The organism is Ottowia beijingensis, assembly GCF_042680925.1.
Lineage (GTDB): Bacteria > Pseudomonadota > Gammaproteobacteria > Burkholderiales > Burkholderiaceae_C > Ottowia > Ottowia beijingensis.
In genome coordinates this window covers 162,334-180,292 of sequence record NZ_JBHUEP010000005.1, presented here as the reverse complement: position 1 = coordinate 180,292, position 17,959 = coordinate 162,334, and the positions used below count along the sequence as shown (strand labels likewise).

The following is a 17,959-nucleotide window of genomic DNA, read 5'->3' as shown; positions in this document are numbered from 1 at the left end:
GGCGGCCCCTACAAAGGCGGGGGCCTTGTAGATTTTTTCGATTATAAAAATAGCCGCCAGCCCCCGTCCATCGGGCGCAATCAGCTTCTTTTTTTGTATCAGCAATCCGCGCCAAATGGCTATCGCCTGATTTCGGGGCCATCCACGTGTTTTTGGGCCGCAGGGCACGGCGATGCGGGTGGCCCCCACCCCAGCCCTCCCCCAGCGGGGGAGGGAGCCCCGCAGGGCGGCGCAGCGGGCCCACCAGACGAACAGACGGCCTCGGCGCAGGCCATGCGCGAACGCCGTGGCCGGGGTCTCCCCGGCCGCCAGCGCTGTCCCCCTCCGGGGGAAGGCGCGTCAGCACCTCGGGCGGGGCTTCACAACGGGTGCGTCACCAGCCTGAAATCCGGATCCTCCGGATACGCCTTCACCTCGAAGCCCAGGCTGCGCATCAGCTTCAGCATGCCGTTGTTCTGCGTCAGCACCAGGCCGATGATTTCCTGCAGGCCTTTTTCGCGCGCCACGTCCATAATGCTCAGCATCATGCGCGTGCCCAGGCCCTGGCCGGCGTAGGCGTCGTCCACCACCAGCGAGAACTCGCAGCTGTTCTGGTCGGGGTTGGTGATGTAGCGCGACACGGCGATGATGCGCTCGCGCGTGGTCTTCTCGCCGCCGTTGGCGCCTTCCACCTCCTCCTCGACCACCGCGCACAGCGCCATCTCGCGGTCGTAGTCGATCAGCGTGAAGCGCGACAGCATGTTGGGCGGCAGCTCTGCCATGTTGGAGACGAAGCGGAAGTAGCGCGACTCGGGCGACAGGCGCTTCATCATGTCCTGCAGCATCTGCGCGTCGTCCGGGTGGATGGGGCGCACGCGGTATTCGCCGCCGCCGCGCAGCGGCCACACCTGCTCGTAGCGCTGCGGGTAGGGCAGGATCGACAGGTGGCCGTACTTGCCGGCGCGGCCGGGCGAAGTCTGCACCGCCGGGCCGATGACGATGCGCGCATCGACGGCGATGGCGCCCTGCTCGTCCACGATGATGGGGTTGATGTCCATCTCGCGCAGCTGGGGCAACTCGCACACCATCTCGGACACGCGCAGCAGCACCTGCTCCAGCGCCGCCATGTCCACGGCCGGCGCGCCGCGCCAGGCCTTCAGCGTGTCGTGCACGCGCGAGCGTTCGATGAGCCGCCGCGCCAGAAACTGGTTGAGCGGCGGCAGCTCCATGGCATGGTCGTTCATCAGCTCGATCATGGTGCCGCCGGCACCGAAGGCGATGACAGGGCCGAACGGGTCGTCCGTCACCACGCCGATGTACAGCTCGCGCCCGCGCTTCTTGCGCGCCATGGCCTGCACGGTGACGCCGTTGATGCGCGCCTCGGGCTGCTTGGCGCGCACGGCGTCCATCATGTCCTGCCAGATGTCGCGCACGGCGGTGGCGTTCATCACGTTCAGCGCCACGCCGCCGACGTCGCTCTTGTGGGTGATGTCGGGCGAGTCGATCTTCAGCGCGACCGGGAAGCCGATCTGCGTGGCAATCATCATGGCCTCGTTGGCATTGCGCGCCAGCAGCGTCTGCGTGACGGGGATGTGGAAGGCCGACAGCAGCGCCTTCGATTCCATCTCGGTCAGCACCTTGCGGCGCTCGGTCAGCACGCTTTCGATCAGCAGGCGCGCGCCTTCCACGTCGGGCGTGGCCAGGTTGCTCAATGGCGGCGGCGTCTGCTGCAGCAGCTGCTGGTTCTGGTAGAAGCTGGCGATGTTGCCGAAGGCGCCCACCGCCGCCTCGGGCGTGCGGAAGCTGGGGATCTGCGCGTCGGCCAGCTTCTGGCGCGCCGGCTGCACGGCCGCCGACGAGTCGCCCATCCAGCAGGCCACCAGCGGTTTCGACATCTTGGGGCGGATCTGCACCAGCTCGTTGGCCACGGCCTCGGCGTCGCCGCCGAACTTGGGCGAATAGATGGCCAGCACGCCGTCGAGCTGGCGGTCCTTGGCAGCCACTTCCAGCGCGGCCTTGTAGTGTTCGGCGGTGGCGTCTTCAGACAGATCGATCAGATCGACCAGCGACGCCGCCTTGGGCAGCTGCGCGGCCAGGGTGCGCTGCGACTCGTCGGACAGCGCGCCCAGCTGCAGCTCCAGCTCGTTCACGTAGTCGGCCGCCAGCACGCCGGGGCCGCCGCCGTTGGTGATGATGCCCAGGCGCTTGCCCACCGGGCGGTAGCGCGAAGCCAGGCACTTGGCGGCCGAGAACAGTTCGACGAAGGAGCGCACGCGCACCGCGCCGGCGCGGCGCAGCACGGCGTCGAACACCTCGTCGCTGCCGACGATGGCGCCCGAGTGCGTCTGCGCCGCCACGTTGCCGTCCTGCTTGCGGCCGGCCTTCAGCACCACCACCGGCTTGCTGTTGGCCGCCGCGCGCAGTGCGCTGGTAAAGCGGCGCGCGTTGGCAATGCCTTCCATGTAGACCACGATGCCCTGCGTGTGGCGGTCGTTGGCCAGGTAGTCCAGCACGCCGGCCAGCCCCACCTGCGTGTGCGCGCCCAGGGCGATGACGTTGGAGAAGCCGACGCGGTTCTGCCGCGCCCAATCCAGGATCGACGCCGTGAGCGCGCCCGACTGCGACACCAGCGCCAGCTGCCCCTGCGTGGCCAGCTCACCGGCCGAGCTGGCGTTGAGCTGCAGCATCGGCCGCTGAAAGCCCTGGCTGTTGGGCCCCAGCAGCCACATGCCGTGCTGCTTGGCCACGCGGTGCATCTCCAGCGCCTTGGCCTGCGGAATGCCGGCCGACAGCACCACCGCCGCCTTCACCTTGATGCGCCCGGCCAGCTCCAGCGCGGGCAGGATCTCGTCCTCGGGCAGGGCGATGATGGCCAGGTCGGCTCGCGCCTGCGCCAGGTCGGCCAGCGTGCCGGTGGTGTGGATGTCGAGCGGCGTGACCTGCCCCTTGAACGGCTGCGCCGCCATGTGCGCCAGCAGCGCGCGCGCCTGTGGCGTCTGCTGTTCGGGCGCATCTTGCGAGCCGGTGAACAGGACGATGGACTTGGGCTCGAACAGGGGGGTGAGGTAGTGCTGGTCCATGGGCAATAAAGCGGGCGGTTGCGGCGGTGGGGCCTGAAAGGGGTGCGCGGCGTGCGCGACCCGGCAAGCGTAAACCCTTATTTTGAACGGGGTCTTGATCCAGCCTAACGGTTTTCTTCGCCACGCGCGTGTCGGCAGCGGCAGATGCCGCGTCGCCACGGCCAGAATGCGTCAAATTCGCCGCGACCGGTGCAGGATGCGGGGCGGCGCCGGCCGGCGCGCAGCAACGAACCAGCCACGCTGGCGTCTGCGCCGACAGGGAGGGCGAAAGCGTTGCGGGACAGCGCAGCGCAACCACATACTCCCACCCATGACTATCTCCATCGCTTGTCAATAGGGCGCAAGAAACAGATACCCCCCATCAGAATCTGTCTGATCCAGGCCCCCAGCCCCGCCTGCGTACACTGCGACCATGGCCCGCACCCCCGACACCATCTCCACCCTGCGCCGCGTGCTGAACGAGTGCCGCACGCTGGCCGTGGTCGGCCTGTCGCCGCAATGGCACCGGCCCAGCTTCTTTGCCGCCAAGTACATGCAGGCACACGGCTACCGCATCGTGCCGGTGAACCCGCTGGTCGCCCGGGACGGCGGCAGCATCCTGGGCGAGCGCGCCTGGGCCAGCGTGCGCGAGGCCGATGCCGCCATCCGCGCCGAAGGTGGGCGCATCGACATGGTGGACTGCTTCCGCAAGGCCGAGGACATTCCGCCGCTGGCCGAGGACGCCGTCGCCATCGGCGCGAAATGCCTGTGGCTGCAGCTTGGCGTGGTCAACGAGGACGCCGCACGCGTGGCCGAGGACGCCGGCCTGCTCGTCATCCAGAACCGCTGCGTGAAGATCGAGCACGCGCGCCTGTTCGGCGGGCTGGGCTGGGCGGGCGTGAACACCCGCGTGATTTCGGCCAAGCGCCCGCAAGTTCTGCCGTACTGATCCCGCCGCATTGACAAGGAGCCCCTCATGACCGCCCTGCACCGCCGCACCCTGCTTTCCACCGCCGCCCTGCTTGCGCTGGGTGCGCACCTGCCCGCCCGCGCCGCCCGCGTGGGCCAGCCCGCGCCCGACTTCAGCCTGCCCGATACCAGTGGCAAGACGGTGCGGCTGGCCGATTTCCGCGGCCAATTCGTGGTGCTGGAATGGACCAACCCCGGCTGCCCCTTCGTGCGCAAGCACTACGAGAGCGGCAACATGGGCGCCACGCAAAAGCTGGCGCGCGAGCAGGGCCTGGTGTGGCTGGCCATCAACTCCACCGAGACCATGAGCGGTGACTACCTGGAGCCACCCAAGCTGGCCGACTGGGTGAAGCAGCGCCAGGGCACGCCCACCGCCGTGCTGATGGACCCCGAGGGCAGCACCGGCCGCGCCTACGACGCCAAGGTCACGCCGCACCTGTACATCGTCGACCCGCAGGGCACGCTGGTGTATGCGGGCGGCATCGACAGCATTCCTTCAGCGCGTGTGTCCGATATCGAAAAGGCCACCAACTACGTGAAGGCGGCGCTGGGCGACATTGCGGCGAAGCGACAGATTGCGCAGGCCGTGACCAAGCCTTACGGCTGCGTCATCAAATATAAAACGTGAGGCACCCCCTGAGTCGCTGGGGCGCCTTCCCCCTCTGCTGCGCGAGGGGGGACACAGCCAGTGGTCGGCGCAGGTCCGGCCACGGCTGTCGCTGATATGGCCTGCTCCACGGCCCTTCGATGGAGACTGTTGAAATTCCTGTTTTGATAGCTACTCGCGCTTTCTACACAAGCGCTGGAGGCCGATTTGACTGATAAACCCCATCACCCACCCAGCGGCGCCGACCGCGACTTCGGCTTCGCCACCCGCGCCATCCACGCCGCCGCCGTGCCCGATCCGGTGACGGGCGCGCGCGCCACGCCCATCCACCAGAGCACCAGCTTCGTGTTCGACAGCGCCGAGCACGCCTCCAGCCTGTTCAACCTGCAGACCTTCGGCAACGTCTATTCGCGCATCAGCAACCCCACCGTGGCCGTGTTCGAGGAGCGCATGGCCGCGCTGGAAAACGGCCGCGCGGCGCTGGCCTGCGCCAGCGGCATGGCAGCGCAGATGACGGCGCTGCTGGCCATCCTGAAAAGCGGCGACCACATCGTGGCCGCCAGCACGCTGTATGGCGGCACGGTGGGGCAACTGGGCGTGGGCTTTGCGCGGCTGGGCATCGAGACCACCTTCGTCGACCCATCGAAGCCCGAGCACTTCGCCGCCGCCATCCGCCCCAACACCCGCGCGCTGTATGGCGAGACCATCGGCAACCCGCTGGTCAACGTGCTCGACATCACCGCCATTGCGGACGTGGCGCACGCCCACGGCCTGCCGCTGGTCATCGACAACACCGTCGCCAGTCCCTACCTGTGCAACCCGTGCGACCTGGGTGCCGACATCGTGGTGCACAGCGCCACCAAGTACATCGGCGGCCACGGCACCACCATGGGCGGCGTCATCGTCGAAAGCGGCCGCTTCGCCTGGGACAACGGCCACTTCCCCGAGATGGTCGAGCCCAGCCGCGCCTACCACGGCGTGAAGTTCTACGAGACCTTCGGCGACTTCGGCTACACCATGAAGGCGCGCATGGAAGTCAACCGCACGTTTGGCGCCGTGCTCTCGCCGCTGTCGGCCTGGCTGCTGCTGCAGGGCGCCGAGACCCTGCACCTGCGCATGCGCGAGCACTGCCGCAACGCGCGCCGCGTGGCGGAGTTTCTGCAGAAGCACCCGCGCGTGGCCTGGGTGAACTACCCCGGCCTGCCCGATTCGCCTTACTACGAATTGGCGAGCAAGCAATTCAGGCCGGTCGATGGCCAACCCGGCGCCTCGGGCATCCTCACCTTCGGCATCCAGGGCGGCGCCGCGGCGGGCGAGCGCTTCATCGACGCCTGCGAATTCCTCAGCCACCTGGCCAACATCGGCGATGCCAAGACGCTGGTGATCCACCCCGCCTCCACCACGCATCGACAGTTGAACGACGAAGAACTGCAGCGCGCGGGTGTCAGCGCCGACATGATCCGCCTGTCCGTCGGCATCGAGGACATCGACGACATCCTGTGGGACATCGACCAGGCGCTGGGCCGCGCCACCGCATGAACCCCACCGGCGCCGCGCCACCGGCCGCGCTGCCGCGCCGCCTGCGCCTGCGCACCGCGGCCGGTGCGCTGGGCGCCTGGCTGCTGGCGTGCACGCTGCTGCCGGCGCTGGTGCTGTCGGGGCGCGGCAACGTGAGCCCGTATTTCGTCCAGCCGTTCCTGATGCTGGGGCTGGTGGGCGGTGTGCTGCACGCGCTGCTGGTGCTGCTGGCGCCGCCCCGGCTGGCGGCATCGCCCATCACCGCCCTGCTGGTGGGCTTCTGGGCGCTGCTGCTGGCCACGTTCACCTGGCTGGTGCCGGATGGCAGCGGGCAGGGCGTGAACCTCGAAGGCATCGAATGGGTGATCGGCGGCGTCAGCCTGCTGGGCATGGCCACGGCGCTGGGCGTGTGCGGGCTGTGGCTGCGGCCTCGCCTGCAGCACTTCACAGGATGATGACGATGACCCAGGGATGGCGGTGCGCAGTCGCCGTACTGGTGCTGCTGGCCTGCCTGGCCTCGCCCGCCCACGCGCGCCGCAGCGGCGCGCCGCGCACGCAGCCGGTCGACATGGTGGTCATCCACTCCACCGGCGGCCCCACCTGCAATGCGCAAGGCCAACCGATCTGGGTGCCGGCGGGCGAGCTGGCGGAGAACCTGCGCCAGATCGGAGCCCACCCGCGCCTGGGCATCCACTGGATGATCGACCGCGATGGCAGCACGCGCGCCAGCGTGCCTGAATCGCAGGTGGCGCACCACGTGCTCACGCACAGCCGCCGGTCGATCGCCGTCGAGCTGATCAACGACGGCGACGGGCGCGACCCCTTTCCGCCGGCACAGATCGACGCCCTGGTGGCGCTGCTGCAGGGCATCGCGCAGCGCCACCCGCAGGTGACGCGTCGCAGCATCCAACGCCATTCCGACCTGGACCGCGGCCGCATGCCGTGCGCACCCGAGCGGCGCCGCAAGGTCGACCCTGGGGCGGCCTATCCGCACCAGGCAGTGATCGAGCGCGCATTCGGTCACGCCCCAGCACGGTGACGTGTCGGCCGGGCGGCCGGCTGGTGCGTTGAAGCGGCTGTGCTGTCACACATCCCCATCGCCTGAAAGCCCCTGCCATGCGCCGCTGCACCGCCTTCGCCACCGCCCTGGCCCTGACCGCCGGCCTGAGCCTGCCCGCCCATGCCGAACCGGGCGAGGCGCTGGACCGCCTGCTGGACGGCGGCGCGATGGAGTCGCTGGTGCTGCGCGCGCTGTCGGGCGTCGACTTCGACGCCCTGATCGGCGGCTTCGAGCAATCGGCCCAGGCCGCCGCCGAGGGCCGCGCGCCCGATGCGGCACAGATGGACAACACGCGCAAGCAGATCGAGCAGCAGATGGCGCAAACCGCCCCGGCGCTGGCACGCGATGCCGCCGGCCTGCTGGGCCCGGTGCTGCGTGAGATGCGCGCCGAACTGGCGCGCGAGATGGCCACCGCCGGCCGCTACTGAGCTGCTCGAGACGCGATTCTCTGTGGCAGGCGCGCTGCTGCTCTTCGTTGTTGAACTCATCTTAGTGGGTACTGGCCTTCTGGCGCTTTGGCGTCATCACCATTCGCGTTGGCGCGCGTGCGAGGGGCAGGTCGTATCGCACGATGCAGTGAGCGTGTCGACAGGCACGACAGGATCGCCGCTGTGGCGGCCAGTGGTCCGCTACACCTATGAGGTGCAAGGCCAGCACTTTTTCGGTGATCGCTACGCCTATTCGCGGGCCGAGGGCTTGGATGGTCAGGTGGCCGTGCGTGGCAGGTTGGCGCAGTACTATGCACCCGGCACAAAAATCATTGTGTGGCACCGTATTGACAGACCCAACATATCGATGCTTCATCTCCATGCCGCCCGATCACGAAGCCAGATGTGGGCCTTGGTGACCAGCGGTGTTTTGGTCGCTGGGGTTGGCATGCTTGTGTTGGTGATGGCTGCTTGACGCCCAACGTCGATGTCCTGACCGTCCTGACAGCGCGGCATGGATCAGCTGGAAGCGGCTAGGCGCTGGCCAGCAGATAAGGAAGGCAAGTTCGCGCAAGCTCCCCTTGCACAAGACTGAGACAATGGGGGCATGACTTTCGCCCCTCTGCAAAACGACACCTTTCTGCGCGCCTGCCTGGGTCAGGCCACCGACCACACCCCCGTCTGGCTGATGCGCCAGGCCGGCCGCTACCTGCCCGAGTACTGCGCCACGCGCGCCCAGGCCGGCAGCTTCATGGGGCTGGCCACCAACGTCGATTACGCGACCGAAGTGACGCTGCAGCCGCTGGAGCGCTACCCGCTCGACGCCTCCATCCTGTTTTCCGACATCCTCACCGTGCCGGATGCCATGGGCCTGGGCCTGTCGTTCGCGCAGGGCGAGGGGCCGAAGTTCGAGAAGGTGGTGCGCGACGAGGCCGCCGTGGCCGAGTTGGCGGTGCCCGATATGGACAAGCTGCGCTACGTGTTCGATGCCGTCACCAGCATCCGCAAGGCGCTGAACGGCCGCGTGCCGCTGATCGGCTTCAGCGGCAGCCCGTGGACGCTGGCCTGCTACATGGTGGAAGGCGGCGGCAGCAGCGACTACCGCCACGTGAAGACGCTGATGTACGCGCGGCCCGACCTGATGCACCGCGTGCTGGCCGTCAACGCCGACGCCGTGGCGCAGTACCTGAACCTGCAGATCGACGCCGGTGCGCAGGCCGTGATGGTGTTTGACAGCTGGGGCGGTGTGCTGGCCGATGGCACCTTCCAGGACTTCAGCCTGGCCTACACCCGGCGCGTGCTGGCGCAGCTCAAGCGCACCGGCGCCGATGGCGCGGTGGTGCCGCGCATCGTGTTCACCAAGGGCGGCGGCCTGTGGCTGCCAGAGATGACGGCGCTGGACTGCGACGTGCTGGGCCTGGACTGGACCATGAACCTGGGCGCCGCGCGCCGCATCGTGGTCGATGCCGCACAGCAGAAAACTCCTGATTTCATAGCTGCTCGCGCCCAACCGGCGGGCGCTGAAGGCCAAAATGGCTTGAAATACACCGCCCCCAAGGCGCTGCAGGGCAACATCGACCCCAACGTGCTGTTCGCCCCGCCCGAGGCCATCCGCACCGAGGTGCGCAGCGTGCTCGACAGCTTTGGCCGCCCGCACACCTACCGCGCCGCGCCGGGCAGCACGCACATCTTCAACCTGGGCCACGGCATCAGCCAGTTCACGCCGCCCGAGCACGTGTCGCACCTGGTGGACGAGGTGCATGCCCATTCGCGCCGGCTGCGGGCCGCCTGAGCCGCCGGCACGCCGTAGGACGCCGCCTACCCGCGCCATGCCCGTGCGTCAAGGCCCACGGGCATGTTTTTTTGTCCCGACGAAGCCCGCCGGGGCTTGACTTATGCACAAAAACGGGCGCGCGGCCGGGCGTCACGAGAAAGTCATCAACGCCTTGCTACAAAACGCGCAGCGCACGCAAGTTGTTGATTTCATTGAACTTCAAGTTTTGCTCTTTTGGCGGGCAGCGCAACGAAACCCTTGATTTTCAAGGCCTCGCGACCACCCACGGTGAATTTTCAACAAAGTTATCCACAGAAACTGGGCATGACTCAAGATCGACTTGCAAAACAACGACTTAAAGCCGAAAGTGGAAGTGATCTGGGTCAAGCCCTCCAGGGCCGCCCGAGCGCATGACCCACTGGCTGAGCATCGCCGTGCCCACCCCGGCGCACAGCGGGCTGGGCGAGCCGCTGACGTACGCCAGCCCAGCACCGCTGCCCCCCGGCAGCATCGTGCGCGTGCCGCTGGGCGCGCGCGAGGTGCTGGGCGTGGTGTGGGGCGAGGCGCCCGCGCCGCCGCCCGAGCTGGTCGCGCAGGTGCGCCCCGTGGCCGGCGTGTTCGACGGCCTGGCGCCGCTGGCGGCCGAATGGCGGCAGCTGGTGGCCTTCACCGCACGCTACTACCAGCGCGCGCTGGGCGAGGTGGCACTGGCCGCCCTGCCGCCGCAGCTGCGCGGCCTGAGCGGCGTGCAGATGGCGCGGCGCCTGAAGCGCCCGCCGCCCGCGGCCGCGCCGGGCGTCGAGATCGCTATCGATAACGAAGCACTTACCGCAGACCAGACGGGCGCTCTGGCGCAAATTGACCAACAATCCGGCCCCTTCCTGCTGTTCGGCACCACCGGCAGCGGCAAGACCGAGGTCTACATGCGCGCCGCCGCCCGGGCCCTGGCCGCGCGCGCCGATGCGCAGGTGCTGGTGCTGGTGCCCGAGATCAACCTGACGCCGCAGCTGCTGGCGCGTTTTGCCGCGCGCTTTGGCGATGCCGCCGTGGTGGCCCTGCACAGCGGGCTGACGCCGGCGCAGCGCCTGGCCGCCTGGCTGGCGGCGCACAGCGGGCGCGCGCGCATCGTGCTGGGCACGCGGGTGGCGGTGCTGGCCTCGCTGCCGGGGCTGGCACTGATCGTGGTCGACGAGGAGCACGACCCCAGCTACAAGCAGCAGGAAGGCGCCCGCTATTCGGCGCGCGACCTGGCCCTGTACCGCGGCAAGCTGTGCGGGGCCAAGGTCATCCTGGGCTCGGCCACGCCGGCGCTGGAAAGCTGGCATGCCAGCGAGCCGGCACCGGATGGCCCCGGCCGCTACCTACGCCTGGCCATGCCGCGCCGCGTGGGCGTGGCGGCCGATGCCGACCCGCTGGCCGGCCTGCCGCGCGTGCGGCGGGTCGACATGTCGCGCCAGCCCAAGGGCACGCTGATCGCGCCGCCGCTGCTGGCGGCCATCGGCGAGCGCGTGTCGCGTGGTGAGCAGGCGCTGCTGCTGCTCAACCGCCGCGGCTGGGCGCCGGTGCTGCACTGCGCCGACTGCGGCTGGAAGAGCGAGTGCCCGCACTGCAGTGCCTACCGCGTGTTCCACAAGATCGACCGCACCCTGCGCTGCCACCATTGCGGCTTCACCCAGCGCGTGCCACGCGCCTGCCCGGATTGCGGCAACCTCGACATCGGCACCCTGGGGCGCGGCACCGAGCAGCTGGAGGAGCGCCTGGCCGAGCTGCTGGCCGGCGTCGCGCGGCCCGACGGCCAGCCGGCACGCATCGCCCGCATCGACGCCGATTCGACGCGCGGCAAGGGCCGGCTGGAGGCCAGCCTGGCCGACGTGCACGCCGGCGCCGTGGACGTGCTGGTGGGCACGCAGATGATCGCCAAGGGGCACGACTTTCGCCGCGTCACGCTGGTGGCGGCCGTCAACCCCGATGCGGCACTGTTCTCCAGCGACTTCCGCGCGCCCGAGCGCCTGTTCGCCCTGCTCATGCAGGCCGCCGGCCGCGCCGGGCGCGACGCCGCCCAGGGCGCCGCCAGCGAGATGTGGGTGCAGACCCACCACCCGCAGCACCCGCTGTTCGTGGCCCTGAAGGCGCACGACTACCCCGGCTTTGCCGCGCAGCAGCTGACCGAGCGTGCCCAGGCCGGGCTGCCGCCCTTCGCGCACCTGGCCCTGCTGCGGGCCGAAGCGCGCGGCCAGGAGGCCGCGCAGGGCTTTCTGGCCGCCTTGGCCCGGCAGGCACAGGACGCGCTGGCCGCCGACCCAGCGCTGGCCGCCGCGCTGGCCCAAGTCACCTGGTACCCCGCCGTACCCCTGGCGGTGCAGCGCGTGGCCAACATCGAGCGCGCCCAGATGCTGCTGGAAAGCCCCTCGCGCGCCGCCCTGCAGCGCGTGCTGGCGGCCTGCCAGCCGCTGCTGCACGCCCTGCGGTCCGAGCACCGCGCCATCGTGCGCTGGGCGGTGGACGTCGACCCGCTGGCGGTTTGACCGCGCGTCACACGCATGCGGCCTTGTCTGACAGGGGCCGGCCACGCGCAGGGCTAGAGTCTTTGGGTGCCGGCACGGGCGCTGCACAGGCGCCCGGCCCACCCTGAGGGCCATGGCCATTCCGGCCGGCCCAAGCCCAGAAAGGATTTCACAATGAAAAAGCTGTTCGCCCTGCTCGCCCTCTCCGGTGCCGTGGCCCTGCCCGCCGTGGCGCAGATGACGCCCGCCGAAACCAACCTGGACAAGAACGCCGCGCGCATGGAAAGCCGCAATGCCCGCGGCGGCCAGCTGACCGCCGTCAGCGCCGAGCAGGCCCAGGCCAACGCCCTGCAGCGCTGCGCCAACCTGCCTGCCATGTACAAGACCGATTGCGAAGCCCGCGTGAAGGGCCAGGGCCAGGTGTCCGGCAGCGTGATCGGTGGCGGCCTGGTGAAGGAAACCGTGACCACCCTGCCCCAGTCCGAGCTGGACGCCATGATGAAGAGCCACCAGCCGATGACGCTGCCGGCCCGCTGACCGGGCGCGGCTTCGGGCCGCCCCTCGTCACCCCACGGCGACCCGCACTCGCGGCCGGTCGCCGTTTTGCTGGGCGCGCGTGTGGAGCGGGACGCGCGGCACGCGCCATGCGAGGGGGGGGGACTTTCCAAATTTTTTTAGATAACAAACAAGGCTTCAGCGCCCATTCATCTGGCGCAGCCAGCTATTTTTTTGATACCTTCAATCGACACCAAATGGCTATCGCCTGATTTACCCCCCTCCGTAGCGCAGCACCAGCGCCGCCCTCAGCCAAGCAAGGCTACCACGGCCGAGAAGCTGAAGAAGGCCACCGCCGTCGACCACAGGATCACCCGCGCCACGCGGCCGTTGTCGGCGCCGAAGCGCTCGGCCAGCAGCGACACGTTGCTGGCCGCCGGCAGCGCCGCCGCCAGCACCAGCGGCACCAGCATGGCGGGCGCCAGCCAGCCCGCCCGCACCGCCAGCATGCCCAGGCCCCACACCAGCGCCGGGTGCACCAGCAACTTGGTGAAGGCGATGCTGCCCACGTCGCGCAGCGGCGACGGCCGCTCGCCCAGCGCCGCCACCTGGTATTGCGAGCGCGCCAGCACCGCGCCGATGGTGAACAGCGCCACCGGCGAAGCGGCATCGGCCAGCAGTTGCACCGTCTTGCCCACGGGCGCCCACAACTGCAGCCCCACGGCACCGGCCGCCGCGCCCAGCAGGATCGACCACGGCATGGGGTTGCGCAACATGCCCTTGAGCGCGCGGCCCACGGCCTGTGCGGCGCCATGGTCGCCACTGCCGCTGGGCCCCAGGTGCGCCAGGCCGATGCACAGCGATGTGGTGACCACCAGATCCAGCAGCAGCGTGGCCATGACCGGCCCCACGCCGCCCTCGCCCAGCAGCGCCAGGATCAGCGGCACGCCCATGAAGCCGGAATTGGGGAAGGCCGCCACCAGCGCGCCCATGGCGGCGTCGGGCCAGCCGGCGCCCAGCCGCCGCGCCCGCCAGGCGGTGGCGCCCACGATCAGCGCGCCGCTGAGCAGCCACAGCACCGCCACCACCGGGTTGAACAGCTGCATCAGCGGCGTCGTGCTGCCGAAGCGGTACAGCATGCAGGGCAGCGCGAAGTACAGCACGAACATGTTCAGGCCCGGCACCGCGTCGAGCGGCAGCAGGCGCGAGCGCGCCGCCAGGTAGCCGCACAGCACCAGGGCAAAGAACGGGAAGGTGACGGCGAAGATGCCGCTGAGCGCTTGCATGAAAGGCGGTGAGCGTAGCAAACCCGGGGCACCATCCGGCGCAGCGGCACAGAAAAAAGCGCGGACGAGCCGCGCTTTGGGGGGTGGCCGGGACGGGCGCGTGCGCCTCAGCCCTGGTGCAGTTGCTCCGTCTTCTTCGGCGGCGCGCCCAGCAGCAGCTCCTTCAGCTGGCTGTCGAGCGGCTTGGGGCCGACCCAGATACGCAGCACGGCCTCCATGAAGCCGGGTTCGGTGACGGTTTCGCCCTTCTGCACGCCGTTGATCAGGAACACCGTGCCCTTGCCCGGCACGTATTCCAGCGTGAAGGTCTGGCCGGCGGCAATTTTCTTCTCGGTGCTGAAGATGCGGCCCAGCTTGTCCATGTAGCCGGCCACGGCAATGGCGTGCGCCGGATCGGCGTTCTCGCGCATGCCGCGCACGAGCGACAGGCCTATCTGCTCGACCGGGAAGTCGCGCAGCGCCACGAAGCTGGCGCGCTTGGGGCCGGGCAGGCTGAGCAGTTGCTCGGGCGTGATGACCTTCTTCGCGGTGTACAGGCCCATCTCGTACACCGGGATCACGGTGCGGTAGCGCACGCCCTGGCCGTTGAGCTGCAAGGTCTGGCCGGCCAGCTGGGTGGTCGGCGCGAAGGCGGCGGAGCCCTGGGCCATCACCACCGGGGTGCCGAGCGCCAGCGCGGTGCCCAGCACCGCGCACTTCATCCAATGACTGATCATGTCTGGTTCCCTGAGCGTGACTTGTAAGGAAAGAAGCGCCGTCGCCTATGAACGGCAGTTCATGATTAAAAGCCACGCCGAAGGGTTTGCAACACACCTGCTGGCGCGCTTGGTGAACAACTGCACACTGCGTTCTGCCCTGTGCCACATCGGTGTCACAAACGCTGTGCCCACGCCACATTCGTGCCCGGCGGGTATCATGCGCCCTCCCCCCGATGAGTGACTTTTGCGCCGCCAACTGGCCGGCCTTTGCATGACCGCTTCCCTCAACCTGTCCCAGCAAGACGCCGTCAACCACCTGCGCGGCCCCTGCCTGGTGCTGGCGGGCGCGGGCTCGGGCAAGACGCGGGTCATCACGCACAAGATCGCGCGCCTGATCCAGACCGGCGTGGAGGGCAAGCGCATCGCCGCCATCACCTTCACCAACAAGGCCGCCGCCGAGATGCGCGAGCGCGCGCGCGGCCTGGTGGGCAAGGCCGCGGGCGAGGTGCTGATCTGCACCTTCCACGCGCTGGGCGTGCGGCTGCTGCGCGAGGACGGCGCGGCGCTGGGGCTGAAACCGCAGTTCAGCATCCTCGACAGCGACGACGTGCTGAGCCTGCTGAAGGACTGCGGCGCCACCACCGACGCCGCCACCGCGCGCCAGTGGCAGTGGACCATCAGCGGCTGGAAGAACGCCGGCCTGGACGCCGCCGCCGCGCTGGCCCGCGCCGCCAGCGAGGGCGAACGCCAGACCGCGCAGCTGATGGCGCGCTACGAGGAACGCCTGGCCGCCTACCAGAGCGTGGATTTCGACGACCTGATCGGCCTGCCGCTGCGCATGCTTCAAAAACATGAGCAGATCGCGCAGAAGTGGCAGGCGCGGCTGGCCCATGTGCTGGTGGACGAATACCAGGACACCAACGCCACGCAGTACGAGCTGATGAAGCTGCTGGTGGGCGCGCGCGGCAGCTTCACCGCCGTGGGCGACGACGACCAGAGCATCTACGGCTGGCGCGGCGCCACGCTCGACAACCTGAAGCGCCTGCCGCACGACTACCCGGCGCTCAAGGTCATCAAGCTGGAGCAGAACTACCGCTCCACGGGCGCGATCCTGCGCGCGGCCAACAACGTCATCGGGCCGAACCCCAAGCTGTTTCCGAAGACGCTGTATTCCGAACTGGGCGAAGGCGAGCCGGTGCGCGTGGTCGACTGCGACCACGAGGCGCACGAGGCCGACCGCGCCGTGGCGCGCATCCAGAGCCTGCGCCAGACCTCGCCGCACAAGGAATGGCGCGACTTCGCCATCCTGTACCGCGCCAACCACCAGGCGCGCGTCTTCGAGCAGGCGCTGCGGCGGGCGCAGATACCGTACAAGGTGTCGGGCGGGCAGAGCTTTTTCGACCGCGCCGAGATCAAGGACCTGTGCGCCTGGCTGCGCCTGTGGATCAACGAGGACGACGACCCGGCCTTCCTGCGCGCCGTCACCACGCCCAAGCGCGGCATCGGCCACCAGACGCTGGCGGCGCTGGGCGAGTTCGCCGCCAAGTCGCGCCTGTCGCTGTTTGGCGCGCTGTTCTCGCACTCCTTAAGTGCCGCGCTGCCGGCGCGCGCCGTGGGCAGCCTGCACGAGTTCGGGCGCGAGATCAACGACCTGCGCCACCGCGCCCAGCACACCGTGGGCCACGAGGCGGCGCGCGCCTTCCTGGCCGACTGGCTCAAGGCCATCGGCTACGAGCAGCACCTCTACGACACCTCCGACACCGAACCCCAGGCCGCCGCGCGCTGGACCAACGTGCTGGAGTTCTGCGACTGGATGGCCGGGCGCTGCGGCGGCCAGATCGACGACGCGGCCGGCGTCACCGTGACTGCCGAGCGCAAGACGCTGCTGGAGGTGGCGCAGACTATCTCGCTCATCTCGACGCTGAACGAACGCGAGCAGGACCCGAACGTGGTCACGCTGTCCACCCTGCACGCGGCCAAGGGCCTGGAATGGCCGCACGTGGTGCTGGCGGGCGTGATCGAGGGGCTGCTGCCCTTCCGCCCCGACGAGGACGCCGGCGCCGCCGCGCAGGCCGCGCGCATCGAGGAAGAGCGCCGGCTGATGTACGTCGGCATCACGCGCGCGCAGCGCACCCTGGCCGTGAGCTGGACGCGGCGCCGCAAGAAGGGCCGCGAGATCGTCGCCGCGCAGCCGAGCCGCTTCATCCCCGAAATGGCGCTCGACAAGACCACCGTGCGCGAAGACCCGCGCGAGAAACTCAAGGCGCTGCGCGCCGAGTTCGCGCAGCGCGCGTCGGAGCAGGCGGCGCGCAGCCCGCAGGGAACCACCCCATGATCAAGCCGCGATTGACTTCATTATTGATAGCTGCCAGCGCTTTATCTGCCTGTGCCGCAGGCCAAAACGCCATTGAAACCCGTGCGCCTGCCGCAACATCGACCGCCACCACAGGGGCGGATTGCCCCGACGTCACGCGCCTGCATGCCGCACAGTTGCACGGCAGCTGGGAGGTGGAGCTGGTGCAGGCGGGCCAGCGCGGCCAGCTCACGCTGCGCCAGCACCCCGAATTCAGCGCCAGCCTGCGCGGCGAGTTCCGTTACGGCGGGCAGCGGTCGATTGCCTCGGGCGACGTCGAAGGCGGCGAATTCAACCTGGACGAATCGCGCGACGGCAAGACGCTGTTCGCCTTCTGGAGCGGCCAGTTGGTCCCCGCTGCCTGCGGCGCCGAGATCCGCGGCAAGTGGCAACCGCTGGCGCGCGAAGGGCAGCCTGTGCTGGCTGAAAGCGACTTCATCCTGCGCCGCGCACGCGGTGGCACGGGCTGGTAACGCTTCTCCATCTATAGCGCCTCGCGCACGTTCCACAGCGATTTCAGGCCATTTCTTCTTGAAAACAAGTCCCGACGTGCGCAAGCAACTATCAATATAGAAGCATCGACGGCCGGCGAAGTAGCCTGAGCTGCTGCGACCGGCCACAAAAAAGCCCGCTGTGATCAGCGGGCTTCTTGTCAGGTATTTGGTTGCGCGAGAAGGATTTGAACCTCCGACCTTTGGGTTATGAGCCCAACGAGCTACCAGACTGCTCCATCGCGCGGTAAGCCTGAGATTATAACAGATTATTCAGCCGCTTGTTCGCCATCCGCTTCGGGGCGATCCACCAGCTCGACGAAAGCCATGGGGGCGTTGTCGCCGACGCGGAAGCCCATCTTCAGGATGCGCGTGTAGCCGCCCGGGCGGGCGTTGTATCGTGGGCCCAGTTCGGTGAACAGCTTGGCCACACTGGCGTCGTCGCGCAGGCGGGCGAAGGCCAGGCGGCGGTTGGCCACGCTGTCGTTCTTGGCCAGCGTGATCATGGGCTCGACCACGCGGCGCAGTTCCTTGGCCTTGGGCACGGTGGTCTTGATCGCCTCGTGCTCGATCAGCGAGTTCATCATGTTGCGCAGCATCGCCTGGCGGTGCGCGCTGGTGCGGTTGAGTTTGCGAAGGCCGTTGCCGTGACGCATGGTGCTTTTCCTTTCAGGTTTCTTTATTAACAGGACCGCCGGATCAGGTACGGCCCTTGCACTGGTGTGCCCTTTTGAAAGG

The 17,959-nt window shown here is 68.9% G+C and carries 16 protein-coding genes and 1 tRNA gene; 12 read left to right on the top strand and 5 right to left on the bottom strand.

The genetic code is table 11. The annotated features are described in order from the left end of the window. Positions 1–359: 359 nt before the first annotated feature. Positions 360–3,059, bottom strand: a complete 2,700-nt coding sequence (locus ACFSCU_RS04285) for a bifunctional acetate--CoA ligase family protein/GNAT family N-acetyltransferase (protein WP_377559986.1) — start codon at positions 3,057–3,059, stop codon at positions 360–362. A 412-nt stretch (positions 3,060–3,471) separates the two neighbouring features. Between ACFSCU_RS04285 and ACFSCU_RS04280 the strand changes: the two genes are divergently transcribed. The 10 genes from ACFSCU_RS04280 to ACFSCU_RS04235 all read left to right on the top strand — a co-directional run bounded on the left by ACFSCU_RS04280 (position 3,472) and on the right by ACFSCU_RS04235 (position 12,435). Further along, a complete protein-coding gene (locus ACFSCU_RS04280) occupies positions 3,472–3,987 on the top strand; it encodes a CoA-binding protein (RefSeq protein WP_180550672.1) in 516 nt (171 codons plus the stop codon). A gap of 27 nt (positions 3,988–4,014) precedes the next feature. Next, positions 4,015–4,635 carry a redoxin domain-containing protein gene (locus ACFSCU_RS04275; protein ID WP_180550671.1) on the top strand — a complete coding sequence of 207 codons (621 nt, stop codon included), beginning with the start codon at positions 4,015–4,017 and terminating at the stop codon, positions 4,633–4,635. 186 nt (positions 4,636–4,821) lie between these two features. Beyond that, the gene (locus ACFSCU_RS04270) at positions 4,822–6,153 is read left to right on the top strand and encodes an O-acetylhomoserine aminocarboxypropyltransferase/cysteine synthase family protein (protein ID WP_180550670.1); all 1,332 of its coding nucleotides are present in this window, start codon (positions 4,822–4,824) and stop codon (positions 6,151–6,153) included. Further along, entirely contained in the window at positions 6,150–6,587 is a 438-nt protein-coding gene (locus ACFSCU_RS04265; RefSeq protein WP_180550669.1) for a hypothetical protein, read from the top strand. The genes ACFSCU_RS04270 and ACFSCU_RS04265 overlap by 4 nt, the downstream gene beginning before the upstream one ends. A 5-nt stretch (positions 6,588–6,592) precedes the next feature. Continuing rightward, positions 6,593–7,171: an N-acetylmuramoyl-L-alanine amidase gene (locus ACFSCU_RS04260; protein ID WP_180550668.1), complete on the top strand. Its 579-nt coding sequence runs from the start codon at positions 6,593–6,595 to the stop codon at positions 7,169–7,171. Between the two features lie 77 nt (positions 7,172–7,248). After that, positions 7,249–7,620 (top strand): hypothetical protein, encoded by a 372-nt coding sequence (locus tag ACFSCU_RS04255; protein WP_180550667.1) that lies wholly within the window; start codon positions 7,249–7,251, stop codon positions 7,618–7,620. A gap of 22 nt (positions 7,621–7,642) precedes the next feature. Further along, positions 7,643–8,095 (top strand): DUF3592 domain-containing protein, encoded by a 453-nt coding sequence (locus tag ACFSCU_RS04250; RefSeq protein WP_180550666.1) that lies wholly within the window; start codon positions 7,643–7,645, stop codon positions 8,093–8,095. Positions 8,096–8,227: 132 nt separating this feature from the next. Continuing rightward, positions 8,228–9,412, top strand: a complete 1,185-nt coding sequence (hemE, locus tag ACFSCU_RS04245; protein WP_180550665.1) for a uroporphyrinogen decarboxylase — start codon at positions 8,228–8,230, stop codon at positions 9,410–9,412. A 392-nt stretch (positions 9,413–9,804) separates the two neighbouring features. After that, positions 9,805–11,919 (top strand): replication restart helicase PriA, encoded by a 2,115-nt coding sequence (gene priA / locus ACFSCU_RS04240; RefSeq protein ID WP_377559985.1) that lies wholly within the window; start codon positions 9,805–9,807, stop codon positions 11,917–11,919. A 153-nt stretch (positions 11,920–12,072) separates the two neighbouring features. Next, positions 12,073–12,435 carry a hypothetical protein gene (locus ACFSCU_RS04235; RefSeq protein WP_180550664.1) on the top strand — a complete coding sequence of 121 codons (363 nt, stop codon included), beginning with the start codon at positions 12,073–12,075 and terminating at the stop codon, positions 12,433–12,435. Positions 12,436–12,701: 266 nt separating this feature from the next. On the opposite strand, the gene ACFSCU_RS04230 is transcribed toward ACFSCU_RS04235, so the two are convergent. Further along, on the bottom strand, positions 12,702–13,679 hold the full coding sequence (locus tag ACFSCU_RS04230; RefSeq protein ID WP_180550663.1) for an AEC family transporter: 978 nt from the start codon (positions 13,677–13,679) through the stop codon (positions 12,702–12,704). A 107-nt stretch (positions 13,680–13,786) separates the two neighbouring features. Next, the gene (locus tag ACFSCU_RS04225; RefSeq protein WP_180550662.1) at positions 13,787–14,395 is read right to left on the bottom strand and encodes a chalcone isomerase family protein; all 609 of its coding nucleotides are present in this window, start codon (positions 14,393–14,395) and stop codon (positions 13,787–13,789) included. A gap of 253 nt (positions 14,396–14,648) precedes the next feature. Here ACFSCU_RS04225 and ACFSCU_RS04220 point away from each other — a divergent pair, with 253 nt between their 5' ends. Together ACFSCU_RS04220 and ACFSCU_RS04215 are read left to right on the top strand one after the other, a co-directional pair. Continuing rightward, positions 14,649–16,712 (top strand): ATP-dependent helicase, encoded by a 2,064-nt coding sequence (locus tag ACFSCU_RS04220; RefSeq protein WP_377559984.1) that lies wholly within the window; start codon positions 14,649–14,651, stop codon positions 16,710–16,712. Next, entirely contained in the window at positions 16,709–17,203 is a 495-nt protein-coding gene (locus ACFSCU_RS04215) for a hypothetical protein (RefSeq protein WP_377559982.1), read from the top strand. Before ACFSCU_RS04220 ends, ACFSCU_RS04215 begins: the two co-directional genes overlap by 4 nt. 188 nt (positions 17,204–17,391) lie before the next feature. Here the strand turns inward: ACFSCU_RS04215 and ACFSCU_RS04210 are convergent. Both ACFSCU_RS04210 and rplQ read right to left on the bottom strand, forming a co-directional pair. Next, positions 17,392–17,468: transfer RNA gene (locus ACFSCU_RS04210), tRNA-Met, on the bottom strand. A 22-nt stretch (positions 17,469–17,490) separates the two neighbouring features. Next, the gene (rplQ, locus tag ACFSCU_RS04205; protein WP_180550660.1) at positions 17,491–17,877 is read right to left on the bottom strand and encodes a 50S ribosomal protein L17; all 387 of its coding nucleotides are present in this window, start codon (positions 17,875–17,877) and stop codon (positions 17,491–17,493) included. Positions 17,878–17,959 lie beyond the last annotated feature (82 nt).

Coding starts and splice junctions, on each gene's coding strand:
- hemE (WP_180550665.1), top strand. CDS start 8,228: ATGACTTTCGCCCCTCTGCAAAACGACACCTTTCTGCGCGCCTGCCTG.
- ACFSCU_RS04260 (WP_180550668.1), top strand. CDS start 6,593: ATGACCCAGGGATGGCGGTGCGCAGTCGCCGTACTGGTGCTGCTGGCC.
- ACFSCU_RS04285 (WP_377559986.1), bottom strand. CDS start 3,059: ATGGACCAGCACTACCTCACCCCCCTGTTCGAGCCCAAGTCCATCGTC.
- rplQ (WP_180550660.1), bottom strand. CDS start 17,877: ATGCGTCACGGCAACGGCCTTCGCAAACTCAACCGCACCAGCGCGCAC.
- ACFSCU_RS04235 (WP_180550664.1), top strand. CDS start 12,073: ATGAAAAAGCTGTTCGCCCTGCTCGCCCTCTCCGGTGCCGTGGCCCTG.
- ACFSCU_RS04255 (WP_180550667.1), top strand. CDS start 7,249: ATGCGCCGCTGCACCGCCTTCGCCACCGCCCTGGCCCTGACCGCCGGC.
- ACFSCU_RS04280 (WP_180550672.1), top strand. CDS start 3,472: ATGGCCCGCACCCCCGACACCATCTCCACCCTGCGCCGCGTGCTGAAC.
- ACFSCU_RS04230 (WP_180550663.1), bottom strand. CDS start 13,679: ATGCAAGCGCTCAGCGGCATCTTCGCCGTCACCTTCCCGTTCTTTGCC.
- priA (WP_377559985.1), top strand. CDS start 9,805: ATGACCCACTGGCTGAGCATCGCCGTGCCCACCCCGGCGCACAGCGGG.
- ACFSCU_RS04220 (WP_377559984.1), top strand. CDS start 14,649: ATGACCGCTTCCCTCAACCTGTCCCAGCAAGACGCCGTCAACCACCTG.
- ACFSCU_RS04265 (WP_180550669.1), top strand. CDS start 6,150: ATGAACCCCACCGGCGCCGCGCCACCGGCCGCGCTGCCGCGCCGCCTG.
- ACFSCU_RS04275 (WP_180550671.1), top strand. CDS start 4,015: ATGACCGCCCTGCACCGCCGCACCCTGCTTTCCACCGCCGCCCTGCTT.
- ACFSCU_RS04225 (WP_180550662.1), bottom strand. CDS start 14,395: ATGATCAGTCATTGGATGAAGTGCGCGGTGCTGGGCACCGCGCTGGCG.
- ACFSCU_RS04215 (WP_377559982.1), top strand. CDS start 16,709: ATGATCAAGCCGCGATTGACTTCATTATTGATAGCTGCCAGCGCTTTA.